This window comes from Aliiruegeria haliotis (assembly GCF_003003255.1).
Lineage (GTDB): Bacteria > Pseudomonadota > Alphaproteobacteria > Rhodobacterales > Rhodobacteraceae > Tropicimonas > Tropicimonas haliotis.
In genome coordinates, this window is the sequence record NZ_PVTD01000001.1 from 78921 (window position 1) to 94121 (window position 15201).

The 15201-nt window shown below is 64.9% G+C and carries 14 protein-coding genes; 10 read left to right on the forward strand and 4 right to left on the reverse strand.

Translation table 11 applies throughout. The annotated features are described in order from the left end of the window. Positions 1-38 precede the first annotated feature (38 nt). Together CLV78_RS00390 and CLV78_RS00395 are read right to left on the reverse strand one after the other, a co-directional pair. A complete protein-coding gene (locus CLV78_RS00390; RefSeq protein WP_106202802.1) occupies positions 39-257 on the reverse strand; it encodes a DUF1127 domain-containing protein in 219 nt (72 codons plus the stop codon). Positions 258-915: 658 nt separating this feature from the next. Further along, positions 916-1134: a DUF1127 domain-containing protein gene (locus tag CLV78_RS00395; RefSeq protein ID WP_106202803.1), complete on the reverse strand. Its 219-nt coding sequence runs from the start codon at positions 1132-1134 to the stop codon at positions 916-918. Between the two features lie 293 nt (positions 1135-1427). Here CLV78_RS00395 and CLV78_RS00400 point away from each other — a divergent pair, with 293 nt between their 5' ends. The 10 genes from CLV78_RS00400 (at position 1428) to murD (ending at position 13121) form a co-directional block, all read left to right on the forward strand. Next, the gene (locus CLV78_RS00400; RefSeq protein WP_106202804.1) at positions 1428-2507 is read left to right on the forward strand and encodes an Mrp/NBP35 family ATP-binding protein; all 1080 of its coding nucleotides are present in this window, start codon (positions 1428-1430) and stop codon (positions 2505-2507) included. Positions 2508-3176: 669 nt separating this feature from the next. Continuing rightward, positions 3177-3680 (forward strand): division/cell wall cluster transcriptional repressor MraZ, encoded by a 504-nt coding sequence (mraZ, locus tag CLV78_RS00405; protein WP_245924792.1) that lies wholly within the window; start codon positions 3177-3179, stop codon positions 3678-3680. 3 nt (positions 3681-3683) lie between these two features. After that, positions 3684-4682, forward strand: coding sequence for a 16S rRNA (cytosine(1402)-N(4))-methyltransferase RsmH (rsmH, locus tag CLV78_RS00410; RefSeq protein WP_106202806.1), 999 nt, complete (start codon positions 3684-3686; stop codon positions 4680-4682). Further along, positions 4679-5035 carry a cell division protein FtsL gene (gene ftsL, locus CLV78_RS00415; RefSeq protein ID WP_106202807.1) on the forward strand — a complete coding sequence of 119 codons (357 nt, stop codon included), beginning with the start codon at positions 4679-4681 and terminating at the stop codon, positions 5033-5035. The genes rsmH and ftsL overlap by 4 nt, the downstream gene beginning before the upstream one ends. Next, positions 5032-6840 carry a peptidoglycan D,D-transpeptidase FtsI family protein gene (locus CLV78_RS00420; RefSeq protein ID WP_106202808.1) on the forward strand — a complete coding sequence of 603 codons (1809 nt, stop codon included), beginning with the start codon at positions 5032-5034 and terminating at the stop codon, positions 6838-6840. Before ftsL ends, CLV78_RS00420 begins: the two co-directional genes overlap by 4 nt. A 94-nt stretch (positions 6841-6934) precedes the next feature. Beyond that, positions 6935-8422, forward strand: coding sequence for a UDP-N-acetylmuramoyl-L-alanyl-D-glutamate--2,6-diaminopimelate ligase (locus tag CLV78_RS00425; RefSeq protein WP_106202809.1), 1488 nt, complete (start codon positions 6935-6937; stop codon positions 8420-8422). After that, positions 8419-9849 (forward strand): UDP-N-acetylmuramoyl-tripeptide--D-alanyl-D-alanine ligase, encoded by a 1431-nt coding sequence (locus CLV78_RS00430; RefSeq protein ID WP_106202810.1) that lies wholly within the window; start codon positions 8419-8421, stop codon positions 9847-9849. Before CLV78_RS00425 ends, CLV78_RS00430 begins: the two co-directional genes overlap by 4 nt. Positions 9850-9861: 12 nt before the next feature. Continuing rightward, complete coding sequence (mraY, locus tag CLV78_RS00435; RefSeq protein ID WP_106202811.1) at positions 9862-10944, forward strand: phospho-N-acetylmuramoyl-pentapeptide-transferase; 1083 nt, start codon at positions 9862-9864, stop codon at positions 10942-10944. Between the two features lie 17 nt (positions 10945-10961). Then, positions 10962-11615 (forward strand): SDR family NAD(P)-dependent oxidoreductase, encoded by a 654-nt coding sequence (locus CLV78_RS00440; RefSeq protein WP_106202812.1) that lies wholly within the window; start codon positions 10962-10964, stop codon positions 11613-11615. A 99-nt stretch (positions 11616-11714) separates the two neighbouring features. Further along, on the forward strand, positions 11715-13121 hold the full coding sequence (murD, locus tag CLV78_RS00445; RefSeq protein WP_106202813.1) for a UDP-N-acetylmuramoyl-L-alanine--D-glutamate ligase: 1407 nt from the start codon (positions 11715-11717) through the stop codon (positions 13119-13121). A gap of 3 nt (positions 13122-13124) precedes the next feature. Here the strand turns inward: murD and CLV78_RS00450 are convergent, their stop codons facing one another. Together CLV78_RS00450 and CLV78_RS00455 are read right to left on the reverse strand one after the other, a co-directional pair. Then, positions 13125-13805: a hypothetical protein gene (locus CLV78_RS00450; RefSeq protein WP_245924793.1), complete on the reverse strand. Its 681-nt coding sequence runs from the start codon at positions 13803-13805 to the stop codon at positions 13125-13127. A gap of 112 nt (positions 13806-13917) precedes the next feature. Then, the gene (locus tag CLV78_RS00455; protein WP_106202814.1) at positions 13918-15114 is read right to left on the reverse strand and encodes a BaiN/RdsA family NAD(P)/FAD-dependent oxidoreductase; all 1197 of its coding nucleotides are present in this window, start codon (positions 15112-15114) and stop codon (positions 13918-13920) included. Between the last annotated feature and the right edge of the window lie 87 nt (positions 15115-15201).

Consider the following 15201-nt stretch of genomic DNA (forward strand, 5'->3'; position numbering starts at 1 on the left):
AGAGGCAGGGAGGGGACGCCCTCTGAATTCGAGTGACCTCAGGCGTTGCGCGCGGCCTCGCGGGCGATCTCGTGGAACATCGCACGGCTCAGGCCCAGGTCGTTCAGGTCGCGCTCGCTGAGGGCATCCAGCTCTCGCAGAGTTGCGCTGTAGGCTCGGCGCTGCCGGACATGAGCCCGCAGTGTCTCGGTCAGGTTGCTGAACCAGCCACCGTATGCGGCAGCGTCAGTGCGGGGGGCTTGTGTTGCGATTTCCATTTCTATCATCCTTCGTCTGCCCGGGCGGTCCCGGGGCGTATTCTGCGCCAGGCTGGTCCTGTTAGCGCTCCCGTTGACCCCTACATATGCAGCTTCCCTCCGCTCTCAACGCGCGACTTGGCAAGGCCGCTATGCAATTCCCGCACGGTGCCTTGCGTGGGCTTCTGGGGTTGGCGGGCTGGACTGTGGGCATAAAAAAGGCGGTGACACCGGGAGGAGGGTGGTGTCACCGCCGAAAGACAGAAAACCCAGGGAGGAGGTCGGGCTCTCTGAACTGTGGTCCGTCGCGAGACGGTGGCCGGATTGCCGGCCGAAAGAGGATGGCGACGACACCAGGGAGGAGGAAGGTGTCGCCGCCGAAACCGAAAAACCCAGGGAGGAGGACGGGTTTCCGGAACTGTATTGCCCGTTTCGGGCGCCACCGCCCGCAGGCGGCTTCTGTAGTCGCGGAGACACCGGGGGAGGAGGAGTGGTGTCGCCGCCGAGATTGACCCAGGGAGGAGGAGAGGGCCGATCTCGTATGTCTTGCGCCGTTCCGGCGCTGCCCGGCCCTCGCGGGATGGGCGGTGTCTGGTGCGGCGACACCAGGGAGGAGGAGAGGTGTCGCCGCGGAACCGAAAAACCCAGGGAGGAGGACGGGTTTCCGGAACTCTGTGTTCTAGGTCGCCAGCGCTGTTTCGCGTGCCACCGAGCGGATCATCGGGCGGCTCAGGCCCAACTCGCTCAGGTCGCTGTCGCAAAGTGCCGACAGTGTCTTCACAGTCTGACGATACGCCAGAAACTGCTGATATTTCGTTGCGACCGGTGCGATCAGCAGCGATCCGAGCGACATGCGGGCGCGATCCTGCCGATCTTCGGTATGGTACGCGGTTGCCACGGTCTCTCGTCCTTTTTTGTGTGTCGCCGGTCTGGCGTCTGTCTGTTTCGGTTCGGGCTCTGTTAGCGCTTTCATTGTCGCCGTTAGCGCCCTCGTTGATATTCAAAATAGGGGTCCCGGCGGATCGCGCAATTCCCCTCGGGCTCAATGCCGCTATGCAGAAAGTGCATATGTGGTACTGACCTAATTTCTGCAATTTCGCTTATTTTCGGGGCGTTCTGCGAACGCGGGTTGCGTCTGGCGCAGGGCGCAATAGGTCTTGGGCGTTCGTGACGCTACGTAGGAGCCCTCAAATGGCCATTTCCCGTGAAGATATTGTCAAGTCTCTGCGCCAGGTAAGTCTTCCGGATGGTGGCGATATTGTCTCACGCGATCTCGTCCGCGCCCTGTCCGTCGATTCGCCTGGCGCGGTTCGCTTTGTCCTTGAGGCGCCATCTGCGGAGGCGGCGAAGGCGATGGAGCCGGTTCGGCAGGCTGCCGAGAGGGTCGTGGCCGGGCTGGACGGAGTCACGTCGGTCTCGGTCGTGCTCACGGCCCATACACCGGCCGCGCAACAGAAGGCGCCGCCAGACCTGAAAATCGGCCGTCACCCGACGCCGCAGCAGGGCGGACCGGCCACGGTTCCGGGGATTGACCGCCTTCTGCTTGTCGGGTCCGGGAAGGGGGGCGTTGGCAAGTCGACGGTGTCGGCCAACCTTGCGGTCTCGCTGGCGCGGCAGGGGCGGCGCGTCGGATTGCTGGATGCCGACATTTATGGTCCGTCCCAGCCGCGGATGATGGGAGTGACCGGGCGCCCGGCCTCGCCGGATGGAAAGACCATCGAACCGCTGCATGCCCACGGTGTCACCGTTATGTCCCTGGGGCTGTTGCTGAAGGAGCGCGAGGCGGTGGTGTGGCGCGGACCCATGTTGATGGGGGCGCTGCAACAGATGCTCGGGCAGGTGGCCTGGGGCGAACTGGATGTACTGCTCATCGACCTTCCACCGGGAACCGGCGACGTGCAACTGACGCTCGGGCAAAAGTACAAGGTGGACGGCGCGATCATCGTTTCCACCCCGCAGGACGTTGCGCTGCTCGATGCGCGGCGGGCGATCGACATGTTCGAACGGCTCAAGGTTCCGGTCGTCGGGCTGATCGAGAACATGTCTACTTATATATGCCCCAGCTGTGGACATGAGGCGCACCTGTTCGGACACGGCGGCGTGGCGTCCGAAGCCAAGGATGCCGGGATGCCGTTCCTCGGTGCGCTGCCACTCGAACTGGAAACCCGGCTTGCGGGGGATGCCGGTGCGCCGGTTGTGCTGGAGGATGGCGCGGCGTCCGAGGCTTACGCCGCCATTGCGCGGCGCCTCGTGGTTGGTGGGATGGCCTGACACCTGCCGAATGCCGGTGGCCCGTGCCTGGACTTGCGGACGCGGGCCTCGGGATTGCATGGGCGCACATGGGAGTGGTGGGATTGCATGGGAACGTGCTGCCCAATCACCGCCTTCCCGAATCATCCTGACAGCCATAGCTCAATGATTCCGTCTGTTTTAGACGTTTCCCGGGCGTTTTGACCTTCGGTATGGTGGGAATCCGCGCCTTCACAGCACTTTTTTTGGGATTTCGTGGGAATTCCTGAGATGCACCCTTGGGCGCTATATGTGGTGGTGCTGCCTTCAGTTGGCGCAACTTGTTCCCATTTGTCCTTCCAATTCACCTGCTGTACAAGGGGTCTGTGCCTCTGTCGGACATCATTTCCCATAAAGTGGTGTTGATTTCCATGAATTCCCAAGGCATAAAGATCCCACAAGATGAGGACGGGCAGACAAGAGAGGGCAAAAGCCCCGGAACTTCCCCAAGTCAGGTTTCATACAGGCACCCGCTTTCATCGAACCAAGAGATCCGACGCGTGAGCGAGCAGACATCCCCCCAGGTGGCACGCGCGATCGGACGCACCCAGTAATGGGACGAGTCGGCGGATCAGGCAGTGGCAGCAGTCTGATCCGCCGTTCGCGTTTCAGGGCCGGGAAATGGGACAACAGCAACGAGGAGCGCTGCACGTGACGCAGTGGTTCAGCGGAGAAGAGGTCTACAAGATAGACACGAAAGGCCGGGTTTCGATTCCGGCCGACTTCCGCGCCGTGCTCGTTGACGGTGACCTTGATGGCGCCGATCCCCGCACCCCCAGTCTCATGATACACTACGGCCCCGCCGCCAAGGACCGGCGGCTGGAGTGCTACACCATGCAGGCGTTCAAGGAAGTCACCGACAAGTTGAAGAAGATGCCGCGCGGCTCGCCGCGCCGTCGGGCGCTCGAAGGGTACTTCCATGGCCAGTCACAGCGGATGACCGTCGACGAGACCGGTCGTCTCGTCCTGCCGCAGAAGCTGCGGGAGATGATCGGCCTGGAGCGGGAGGTTTGTTTCGTGGCCGCCGCCGACACGTTCAATATCTGGAAGCCGGAAGATTACGAGCAGGAGAAGGCCACCCGTCAGGCCGAGATCGAGGATCTCGTTGGCGAGGGTGTCGATCCCCTGTCGTTGCTGGAAGAGGAGGGGATCTGAGGCATGGCTGCGGATCGTTTCCCAGACCAGATCGCCCCGCATGTTCCTGTCCTCATCGACCCGCTGATCGAGGCCGTGTCCCCAGTGCACGGCCTTTGGCTTGATGGAACCTTCGGTGCCGGCGGCTACACGCGGCGCTTGCTGGATGCGGGCGCTGACGTGGTGATCGGCGTGGATCGCGATCCCACGGCGCTCGATCTCGCCGCGCCGCTGTCGGAAGAGTATGGAGACCGCCTTCGGCTGATGGAGGGAACGTTCTCGGATCTGGACACCCACGCGGGCGAACCGCTGGATGGCGTCGTGCTTGATCTCGGCGTGTCCTCCATGCAGCTCGATCAGGCGGAGCGCGGTTTCTCCTTCATGAAGGACGGCCCGCTGGATATGCGGATGAGCAGCGAGGGCCCCTCGGCGGCCGACCTCGTGAATAACCTCTCCGAACAGGAACTGGCCGATTACCTCTATCACTTCGGCGAAGAGCGAGCCTCGCGCCGGATCGCGCGTGCGATCGTTGCGGCGCGTCCGTTCGAGACCACGTTGCAACTGGCGGAGGTAATCTCCGGCTGCCTGCCGCGCCCCAAGCCGGGGCAGGCCCACCCCGCGACGCGCAGCTTCCAGGCAATCCGCATCGCGGTGAACGGCGAGTTCGCGGAGCTGATCCGCGGGCTGGAGGCGGCCGAGCGAGCGCTCAAACCCGGTGGGCGGTTGGCTGTCGTGACCTTCCATTCGCTGGAAGATCGTGTCGTGAAACGCTTTTTCCAGATCCGTTCGGGGAGTGCCGCTCGGGCCAATCGCTATGCGCCGGAGTCCGAGGCCGAGGTTGCGCAGTTCAGGTTGCTGACGCGGAAGGCTGTCGGGCCGACCCCGGACGAGGTGGAGCGCAATCCCCGTGCCCGGTCCGCCAAGCTGCGCGTCGCAGAGCGCACGGAGGCAGCGCCCACGCCCGTCGACCGGACGGCCATGGGCCTGCCCGGGCCGGCCCATTGGTGGAAGGAAAAGACATGAAGACGTTTTTCTATCTAACCTCCGCCCTGGTTGTCATGGGGCTGGCGTTCTGGGCCTACCAGGAAAACTACGAGACCCAGTCGGCGCAAAAACACAGCGCCGCGCTGAAGCGCGAGATCGGCGCCCTGCGGGAGCGGCTGGCGGTGTTGGAGGCCGAATGGGCCTATCTGAACCGTCCGGACCGGCTGGCCGAACTCGCGGAGATCAATTTCGACCGGCTTGGCCTGTTGCCACTGGCTCCGGAGCAGTTCGACACCGTGGAACGCGTGGCCTATCCGCTGCCGCAGTTCCTCGATGTGGCGAACTCCATTGCGATCTCCGGTCAGCTTGCGATTGACGGAGAGTTTCCATGATCCGCACGCCCCTGCGCCCGCTGGCGCGCATCCTGCATGCCCGCGAAACCGGCGCCAATCCCGATTCCATCGAGAAGGAAAACCGCCGCCTCCGCCACGAAGTGATGCGGGACAAGATGCGCCATCGGGCGGAGGGGCGGCTGTTCCTGCTCGCTTTGTGTTTCCTCTGTGCCTACTCGGTGATCGGCGTGCGCATGGGGCACCTTGCGGCCTCCGAGCCGGTCGAGCCGCGTGCCGCCGCGCTGGGGTCCGATATCGTCGCGCAGCGCGCCAATATCGTGGACCGCAACGGGCGCATCCTGGCCACCAACCTGTCGACGCATTCGCTCTATGCCCAGCCGCACCAGATGGTGGAACCGGCCCGCGCGGCGCAGGAGTTGGCGTTGATCTTTCCCGACCTCGATGCGGACAAGCTGCGCAAGCAGTTCACCGGCGATCGCAAGTTCCTCTGGGTGAAGAAGAAGATCAGCCCCGAGCAGATGCAGGCCGTGCATGACATCGGCGAACCGGGCCTCCTCTTTGGCCCTCGCGAGATGCGTCTCTACCCCAATGGCCGCCTCGCCGCCCATGTCCTCGGTGGTGCGAGTTTCGGTCGCGAAGGGGTGCATTCCGCAGAGGTGATCGGCACCGCGGGCGTCGAGAAGGCCTTCGATCCCTGGCTGCGCGATCCGGCCAACAACGGCGCGCCATTGCAGCTCTCCCTCGATCTCACCATCCAGGCGGCGGCACAGGAAGTGCTCGATGGTGGCATGAAGCTGATGAATGCCAAGGGCGCCAGTTCCGTGCTGATGGATGTCCACACGGGAGAGATCATTTCCCTTGTCTCGCTGCCCGATTTCGACCCCAACGACCGGCCGCGCCCGCTTGCCACCGGCGACGCCGGCGACAGCCCGCTGTTCAACCGTGCGGTGCAGGGCGTCTATGAACTGGGGTCGGTCTTCAAGATCTTCACCGCAGCCCAGGCCATCGACCTTGGCCTCGTGAACCAGAATACGGTGATCGAAGCCCATGCGCCCATGCGCTGGGGCAAGTTCAAGATCAAGGAATTCCGCAACAAGAGCTATGGCGCGGTATCCGTCACCGACGTCATCGTGAAATCCTCGAATGTCGGCACCGCGAAAATGGCGCTGATGATCGGGGGCGAGCGGCAGCGGGAGTTCCTTGGAGAGCTGGGTTTCCTTGAGGCAACCCCATTGGAGATGGTCGAGGCGCCCACCGGCAAGCCGCTGTTGCCACCGCGCTGGACCGATATCAGCACGATCACGATTTCCTATGGTCACGGTATCAGCTCCTCGCCGGTGCACCTCGCGGCTGGCTATTCGTCGCTTCTCAATGGGGGCACGCGCATTCAACCGACCCTGCTCAAGCAGACCGGCCCGCAGAACGGGGAGCGCGTCGTCAGCCGCAATGCCTCGCTGGCGGCGCGTCACATGTTGCGGCAGGTCGTGGCGCGCGGTACGGCGTCCTTCGGGGATGTGAAGGGCTACGAGGTGGGCGGCAAGACCGGCACCGCCGACAAGCCCAAGCCCCGCGGCGGCTATTATGACGACAAGGTCATCGCCACCTTTGCCAGTGTCTTTCCGGCCTCCGATCCGCAATACGTGCTGATCGTGACCCTGGACGAGCCGGTGGAAACCTCTGGCTCGCGTCCCCGGCGGACAGCCGGTTGGACGGCCGTGCCGATCGCTGCAGAGATGATCCGCCGCGTGGCCCCGCTCCTCGGGTTGCACCCGAAGGAAGAGCCGGTGGTCGGTGCCGCAGAGGTGCCGAAGGTCGTGCCGGCGGTTGCCCGTACCTCGAATTGAACGGTGGACCCGGCGCTGAAAAGGCCACAAAAGGGGGGAAATCCCCCGGGCCCGGTGGGCGGGCACCACGGGGTGGCAGAATGGGGCGCAGGGCATGACTGACATTCCGACGAAATCGCTGGCCGACCTGGGGCTGACGGCGCAGGGAGGCGCGGAGGCGCGTGTGACCGGGCTGGCGGTGGACAGCCGGCTTGTGAAGGCGGGGACGTTGTTTGCAGCCCTGCCCGGGTCGAAGGTCCATGGTGGCGAGTTCATTCAATATGCGCTGCGAATGGGGGCCTCCGCGATCCTGACGGATGCGGAGGGCGCTCGCATCGCGGCGGAGGAATTGGCCGCCAGTCCGGTGGCCGTGGTTGTTGTCGAGGATCCGCGCGCCGCGCTGGCCTATGCCGCCGCGCTGTGGTTCGGCGCCCAGCCGGAGGTCATGGTGGCCGTGACCGGCACCAACGGGAAGACCTCGGTCGCGAGCTTCACCCGCCAGATCTGGGAGGCGCTCGGCCTGCAGGCGGTCAACATCGGCACCACCGGCGTGGAGGGGGCGTGGGAGGCCCCGCTTGCCCACACCACGCCCGAGCCGATCACCCTGCATCGCGTGTTGGCCGAGGCGGCGGCCCAGGGTGTGACCCATGCGGCGATGGAGGCCTCTTCGCACGGGCTGGCACAGAAACGGCTCGACGGGGTTCGCCTGGCTGCTGGTGGCTTTACCAATCTCACCCAGGATCACCTCGACTACCACGCTGATTTTGATGAATATTTTTCCGCGAAGGCGGGGCTTTTCGACCGCGTTCTGGGGGAGGACGGCGTCGCCGTAATCCAGATGGATACCAACCGCGGCACAGAGATGTGCAATGCCGCGGAGTCTGCTGGCCTTGAAGTGATCCGTGTTGGCAGGGGGCAGGAATGCCACCTGCGGTTGCTCGGTCTTCGGTTCGACAGCACGGGTCAGGATCTGCGCTTTGCCTGGAATGGCGCGGTGCAGCAGGTGCGGTTGGAGCTGATCGGCGGGTTCCAGTCGGAAAACGTGCTCGTCGCCGTCGGCCTTGCGATTGCGGCCGGCAGCGATCCGGCAGAGGTCTTTGCGACCTTGCCAAGGTTGCAGGGCGTTCGCGGCCGGATGCAGCTTGCAGCAACGCGCGAAAACGGTGCGGCGGTCTTTGTGGACTACGCCCACACGCCAGATGCGCTTGCAACCGCTTTGCAGGCTCTGCGCCCGCACGTAATGGGCCGGCTCATCTGCGTTTTCGGCGCAGGTGGCGATCGGGACCAGGGCAAACGCAAGCTGATGGGCGAGGCCGTCGCCGCGCATGCGGACGTCGGCATCGTGACCGATGACAACCCGCGCACGGAGGATCCTTCCGACATTCGTGCCATGGTTCTTCAGGGGTGTCCCGAAGCGACCGAGGTTGGCGACCGGGCCGAGGCAATCCTGCGTGGTGTGGATGCGCTGCAACCCGGTGATGCGCTTCTGATCGCCGGCAAGGGACACGAAACCGGGCAGACCGTCGGCGAGGTGGTTTATCCTTTTGACGACGTGGAGCAGGCCAGCGTGGCCGTGGCCGCACTGGATGGGCATCTGACATGAGTACTCTTTGGACAAGCGAGGCCGCCGCCACGGCCACAGGCGGCCGGGCCACCGTGCCGTTCGAGGTATCTTCGGTTTCCATCGACAGTCGGTCCATCGCGCCCGGGGCGCTCTTCGTGGCGCTCAAGGATGTGCGGGACGGGCATGATTATGTCGCCGACGCCCTTGCCAAGGGGGCGGGGGCTGCGCTGGTCAGCCGTGTGCCGGAAGGTGTCGATGAAACCGCGCCCTTGTTGATCGTCGACGATGTGCTGGTGGGGCTGGAGGCGCTTGGCCGGGCGGCGCGGGCGCGGACACGGGCAAAGGTGATCGGCGTCACCGGCTCGGTTGGCAAGACCTCCACCAAGGAAATGCTGCGCGCCATCCTCGGGGCGCAAGGAAAGGTCCATGCCGCCGAAAAAAGCTACAACAACCACTGGGGGGTTCCGCTGACACTGGCCCGGATGCCCCGGGACAGCGACTACGCCGTGATCGAGATCGGCATGAACCATCCCGGGGAGATCGCGCCGCTGGCGCGGATGGCTGATCTCGACGCGGCGGTTGTTACCATCGTGGCGCCCGCCCATCTGGAAGCGTTCGAAAGCGTCGAGGGGATCGCGCGGGAGAAGGCGGCAATCCTCGATGGACTGCGGGAAGGCGGGACAGCGGTACTCAACGCCGATGTCGACACCGCGCCGATCCTGTTCGATGCGGCCCGGGACCATGGTGCACGGATCATCGGCTTTGGCAGTGCGGGCGAGGAGGCGACGTTGATTGCCGCCGACCTGGTGGAGGGCCTCACCGTCGTGCAGGCCCGCGTTCCCGGTGCGGATGGCGTGTCCCATCCGCTGGTGTTCAAGCTGCAATCGCCGGGGCGGCATTTCGCGATGAACGGGCTCGCCGCGCTCGCGGTTGCGGCGGCGGTTGGCGCCGATCTTGCCGTGGCCGCCTCCGATCTCGGCCGCTGGCTGCCCTACGAGGGGCGCGGCGCGCGGGAGCAGATCGCGCTCGATTTCGTGGACGAAACCGCAACCTTCGACCTGATCGACGATTCCTACAACGCCAACCCCGCCTCCGTCGGCGCCGCGCTGGACATGCTGGCACTGAGCCACCCGCGCGGGCAGGGACGACGGATCGCGATCCTCGGTGACATGCTGGAACTGGGGGCGGGCGAGACGGCGTTGCACGCCGCCTTGGCAGACCATCCCGCCATGGCCGGGATCGATATCGTCCATTGCGTCGGCCCGCGGTCGCAGACGTTGTGGCAGGCACTCCCCGCATCGCGTCGCGGGACATGGACCGAAGGCAGCGCAGAGATGGCGGGCCGGGTGCACGACCTTCTGTGCAGCGGCGACATCGTGCTCGTCAAAGGGTCGTTGGGCATTCGCCTGGCAAGGGTCGTTGACGCCATCCGGAAACTGGGCCAAGCGGTGCCAAACAAGAACTAGGGGGCCGGGCAGATGCTCTATTGGCTGACAAACCTTTCCGACGGCGGCGACGTCTACAATCTCTTTCGCTACATCACTTTTCGCACCGGTGGCGCTTTCTTCACGGCGCTGATCTTCGGGTTCATCTTCGGTCGGCCGCTGATCAACCTGTTGCGCAGCCGGCAGGGAAAGGGTCAGCCGATCCGCGAGGATGGTCCTGAGGGCCATTTCGAAAAAGTGGGAACGCCCACGATGGGTGGGGTGCTGATCCTCGGAGCGTTGCTCGTGTCGACCCTGCTCTGGGCCCGCTGGGACAACCCGTATGTGTGGATCGTGCTCTTCGTGACGCTCGGGTTCGGCGCCATCGGATTTGCCGATGACTACGCCAAGGTCTCCAAGAACACGACCGCCGGAGTGTCCGGCAGGGTGCGGCTCGGTCTCGGTTTCCTGATCGCGGCATTCTCGGCGGCGCTTGCATCCTGGGTGCATCCGGAGGCGCTGACGTTCCAACTCGCCATGCCGGTCTTCAAGGACACCCTCTTCAACCTCGGCCTTGTCTTCATCCCCTTCGCAATGATCGTCATCGTGGGTTCGGCCAACGCCGTGAACCTGACCGACGGGCTCGACGGGTTGGCCGTCATGCCGGTGATGATTGCCGCCGGCACGCTTGGGATCATCGCCTATGCCGTGGGCCGGGTCGACTTCGCGCAATACCTGGAGGTGCACTATGTGCCGGGCACGGGTGAACTGCTGGTCTTTGTGGCTGGCCTGATCGGCGGCGGCCTGGGCTTCCTGTGGTACAACGCTCCGCCTGCAGCAGTGTTCATGGGTGATACCGGTTCGCTGGCCCTCGGCGGCGCGCTTGGCGCCATCGCGGTGGCCACCAAGCACGAGATCGTCCTTGCCATCGTCGGCGGACTTTTCGTGGTGGAGGCGCTCTCTGTCATCATCCAGGTCGCTTATTTCAAGCGGACCGGGAAGCGAGTTTTCCTGATGGCTCCGATCCACCACCATTTCGAGAAACGCGGTTGGGCCGAGCCCCAGATCGTGATCCGGTTCTGGATCATCTCCCTGATCCTTGCGCTGATCGGACTGGCGACACTGAAGATCCGCTGACGCGGAGGAGGAAGGCGATGGCGAGAACGGCCCTGGTCACCGGCGGAAACCGTGGTATCGGCCGTGCCATTGCATCGGGGCTCGTCGCGCGAGGGGCAGAGGTCACGATCACCGCGCGCGATGCCGCCGAAGGTGAAGAGGCCGCTCGGGCGCTCGGGTGTCGCTGGGTGCGGGCCGACCTGTCCGATCCGGCGTCGCTGGAACAGTTCCGTGGCCAATCCTGCGATGTGCTCGTCAACAATGCGGGCATCCTCCCGCAGGGGTCACTGCTGGACAATCCGCAGGGGTTCTTCGATGCCATGGCGGTCATGGTCGACGGGCCGTTCCGGCTGATCCACACCCTCGCACCTGGCATGATCGCCCGCGACTACGGCCGCATCGTCAACCTCTCTTCGGGGTGGGGCGCCTTTGCCGAGGGGCTCGAAGGTCCCAATGCCTATGGCATTGCCAAGGCAGCGCTCAATGCGATGACACTGGCCTTCACCCGGGACCTTCCCGACAGCGTGAAGATCAACGCCATGTGCCCGGGCTGGGTCCGCACGCGTATGGGCGGCCCTGCGGCCAGGATCTCCGCAGAGGAAGGCGCGGACACCGCTCTCTGGCTTGCGACCCTTGCCGACGACGGTCCGACGGGCGGCTTCTTCCGCCGCCGCGAACCCATCCCCTGGTAGCCCCGGTCGCGCCGCTCGAACCGTCCCCGCAGGCGCGGCCCGCGCTTGCGTGCATCCACAGGGCAGGGCAAACACGAGCCGACAGACAAGGAGTTGCGCATGATCCCCGTCCGAGGATTGGAGAATCACAAGGTTGCGGTGCTCGGTCTCGGCCGCTCCGGCCTGACCGCCGCGCGGGCACTTGCCGCAGGGGGCGCCCATCCGCTGTGCTGGGATGACGGGGCCGCGGGACGCGAGCGCGCGGAGAGGGAAGGGTTCGAGCTTCGGGACCTGACCCGGCCCGGCGCTTTCGACGATATCGACCTGCTGGTGACGTCACCCGGCATTCCGCATCTTTACCCTGTGCCGCACAAGGCGATCGCCGCCGCGCTTGAAGCTGGTGTGGCGGTGGACAACGACATCGGGCTCTTTTTCCGGTCACTCGCCAGTGGCGACTGGGACCGGTTCGACACGCCTCCGAAGGTTGTGACGGTGACCGGCTCCAACGGGAAATCCACGACCTCGGCACTGATCGCGCACCTTCTGGAAGACGCTGGCAGGCCGGTGCAGCTGGCCGGGAACATCGGCCGGGGCGTGCTTGATATCGACCCGCCGGAGGACGGTGCCGTGATCGTGCTGGAGCTCAGTTCCTACCAGACCGAACTTGCCCGCGCCCTAACACCGGATATTGCGGTCTTCACCAACCTGTCGCCCGACCACCTCGACCGGCATTCCGGCTATGGCGGCTATTTCGCAGCCAAGCGCCGGCTTTTTGCCGAAGGCGGCCCGGATCGGGCGGTGGTCGGCGTGGACGAGGTCGAAGGGGCGTTCCTTGCCAACCAGCTTTCGGTCGGGCCAAGCGATGATCGGGTGATCCGCGTGTCATCGGAGCGCAAGCTGTCCGGCCCCGGCTGGTCGGTCTTTGCCCGAAAGGGGTTTCTGTCGGAATATCGCAAGGGGCGGCAGGTGGCGTCCATCGACCTGCGGCAGGTCCGCGGCCTGCCCGGGGCGCACAATCACCAGAACGCCTGCGCTGCCTATGCCGTCGCACGGTGCCTCGGCATCGCCCCACGGGTGGTTGAGCAGGGGTTGCACGGGTTTGCTGGCCTGCCACATCGCAGCCAGATCGTCGCGGAACGGAACGACGTACGTTTCGTCAACGACAGCAAGGCCACCAATATCGACAGCGCCGCGCGGGCGCTTCAGGCCTTCGATCGCATCCGCTGGATCTGCGGCGGGCTGGAGAAGGAGGGCGGTCTTGAGGGATTGCATCCTCATCTTGGGTCTGTTGCCAAGGCTTATGTGATCGGTCGCGAGGCGGAGCATTTCGCCCTTGGTCTCGGATCTGGCGTGGACAGCGAGGTCTGCGGAACGATGGAACAGGCGGTCGCGCAGGCCGTTGCGGAGGCACAGCCGGGCGACACGATCCTGCTGGCCCCGGCCGCAGCGAGCTTCGATCAATACGACAGCTTCGAGCGGCGCGGCGAGGATTTCGTTGCGCGGGTCAACGCGGCGCTGGGGATCTGACGTTCAGCTCTGCTGGCGCAGCCGGTCGAGGTGACCGTCGCGGATGGCATCAGGATGGATCACCCCGAGTTGGGCGGGGATGCGCTCCAGTTCGAGGATGCTGGCAATGGTCAACCGATGCACGCCACCACCGGCCTTGAGCGGAGTGCCATAGCGGGTGACGTGGATGAACACGCCGCCATGCTCGCGACGGAAGTAGGAGTCGAGTTCGGATCGGTTCTTGAAATGCCGCGTGCGCTGAAGCTCCTCGTACAGCCGGTCGATCTTTCTGTATCGCTCCTCGATCTCCTCGAGCGAGCGACACCCGTCAGCCGATCCCTTCCGGCGCACGTCTTCCATCAGGTAGTCGATCACGCCGGTTTCACGCCAGCTCTCGCCGTTCTGGAAATGGCGCAGGATCGCCGTCTGCTTGAACCCCCATTCCCACGGTTGCACGGAGGTATCCCAGTCGGTTCCCAGCACAAGGCCGGAGTGGAACCGCCGGAACCGGGGCGCGTCGGGGCGTCGCCCGCTGGCATAGACCAGCCGGACACGACGCGGGTCCACGTAGATGCACTCGTCCGACTTCGGGGCACGACGCCCATAGAGCAACCGGTTCTTCACATCACGCGCAGCCTTCAGCGGCACCTTGGCTTCAAGGGTGCGGGGCAAATTGCGTGGGGAGAGCGTTGGAGGCAGGCGCATCGATCTTCTGACAGGGTGAGTGACGTCAGAAGAAGATCGGAAGTCGGGCGGTGCAGTTCAAGGCATTTGTGCCGCCCGGGCGACACTTTTGCGAAAGATAGTCCGAACTTGTCTAGCCCGTCGCTGTGGATGCAATGTGATGGCCCGCCGCCCAGCCGGAGGACCACGCCCACTGGAAGTTGAACCCGCCCAGCCAGCCTGTCACGTCCACGCATTCTCCTATGAAATAGAGCCCGGGCACCGCCGTCGCCTCCATGCTGCGGGAGGAAAGCGCATCGGTAGAAATTCCGCCCAGCGTCACCTCTGCCGTCCGGTAGCCTTCGCTGCCGGAGGGGGTCAACTCCCATCCCCCCAGAAGACCGGCCAGATGGCCGAGCGCGGTGTCGCTCTGGTCGGCGAGGTTGCCCGAAAGACCCGATTCCGTCGCCAGAAGGCCCGCCAGCCGCGCGGGAAGATGATCGGACAGCACGGTGGAGAGCGCTTTCCGGCCCTGCCGTGATCGCTGCGCCTTCAGTGAATCGAGCGCCTTGGCAGGCGGAATGAACTCCAGCCGGATCGACTGCCCCTCCCGCCAGTAGGAGGATATTTGCAGGATCGAGGGGCCGGAGAGGCCGCGATGCGTGAACAGCAGGCCCTCGCGGAAGGATGCTCCATCGGCGTGTACAACCGCCTCTGCGGACAGCCCGGCGAGCGGTTTCAGCTTGTCGAGCGTTGTGCCGCTGAAGGTCAGGGGCACCAGCCCGGCGCGGGTCTCTGTCACCGGGAGGCCGAATTGCGCGGCGATGCGGTAGGCAAATCCCGTGGCGCCCATCTTCGGGATCGACTTGCCGCCCGTGGCTACCACCAACCTCCTGGCGCGTACGTCCGTCCGCGAGCCGTCGCGGTCAAGTGCGACGACGAAACCGGTGCCATCGTGGCGAACGTCGGCGATCCCGGTGCGCAGCCAGATCCGCGCGCCTGCGGCCTCGGCCTCCGCCACCATCATTGCCACGATATCCTTTGAACTCCGGTCGCAGAAAAGCTGGCCGAGTGTCTTCTCATGCCAGGGAATGCCGTGTTTTCCGACCAGGTCGAGGAAATCCCACTGCGTATAGCGGCTGAGTGCGGATTTGCAGAAATGCGGGTTGGCACCGAGGAAATTCTCCGAACCCGTGTGCATGTTGGTGAAATTGCACCGCCCGCCGCCGGAAATCCGGATTTTCTCGCCCGGCGTCTTCGCATGATCCACCACCAGGGCGCCCGGCCCGGCATGGGCCGCACACATGAGGCCGGCCGCACCGGCGCCGAGAATGAGCGTATTCACCTGCATGGGCCGCCCTGACCATGCGGCGGCGCCGGGGTCAACCCTGCAAAAGTCCCCGTCAGGCAGGTTCTCTGCCTCGCGCGACGCCTTTTT

Excerpts from the sequence above, each read along its gene's own strand:
- CLV78_RS00425 (WP_106202809.1), top strand. The coding sequence starts at position 6,935 with ATGACTGACATTCCGACGAAATCGCTGGCCGACCTGGGGCTGACGGCG.
- CLV78_RS00440 (WP_106202812.1), top strand. The coding sequence starts at position 10,962 with ATGGCGAGAACGGCCCTGGTCACCGGCGGAAACCGTGGTATCGGCCGT.
- CLV78_RS00390 (WP_106202802.1), bottom strand. The coding sequence starts at position 257 with ATGGAAATCGCAACACAAGCCCCCCGCACTGACGCTGCCGCATACGGT.
- CLV78_RS00430 (WP_106202810.1), top strand. The coding sequence starts at position 8,419 with ATGAGTACTCTTTGGACAAGCGAGGCCGCCGCCACGGCCACAGGCGGC.
- rsmH (WP_106202806.1), top strand. The coding sequence starts at position 3,684 with ATGGCTGCGGATCGTTTCCCAGACCAGATCGCCCCGCATGTTCCTGTC.
- CLV78_RS00420 (WP_106202808.1), top strand. The coding sequence starts at position 5,032 with ATGATCCGCACGCCCCTGCGCCCGCTGGCGCGCATCCTGCATGCCCGC.
- CLV78_RS00400 (WP_106202804.1), top strand. The coding sequence starts at position 1,428 with ATGGCCATTTCCCGTGAAGATATTGTCAAGTCTCTGCGCCAGGTAAGT.
- ftsL (WP_106202807.1), top strand. The coding sequence starts at position 4,679 with ATGAAGACGTTTTTCTATCTAACCTCCGCCCTGGTTGTCATGGGGCTG.
- murD (WP_106202813.1), top strand. The coding sequence starts at position 11,715 with ATGATCCCCGTCCGAGGATTGGAGAATCACAAGGTTGCGGTGCTCGGT.
- CLV78_RS00455 (WP_106202814.1), bottom strand. The coding sequence starts at position 15,114 with ATGCAGGTGAATACGCTCATTCTCGGCGCCGGTGCGGCCGGCCTCATG.
- CLV78_RS00450 (WP_245924793.1), bottom strand. The coding sequence starts at position 13,805 with ATGCGCCTGCCTCCAACGCTCTCCCCACGCAATTTGCCCCGCACCCTT.
- mraY (WP_106202811.1), top strand. The coding sequence starts at position 9,862 with ATGCTCTATTGGCTGACAAACCTTTCCGACGGCGGCGACGTCTACAAT.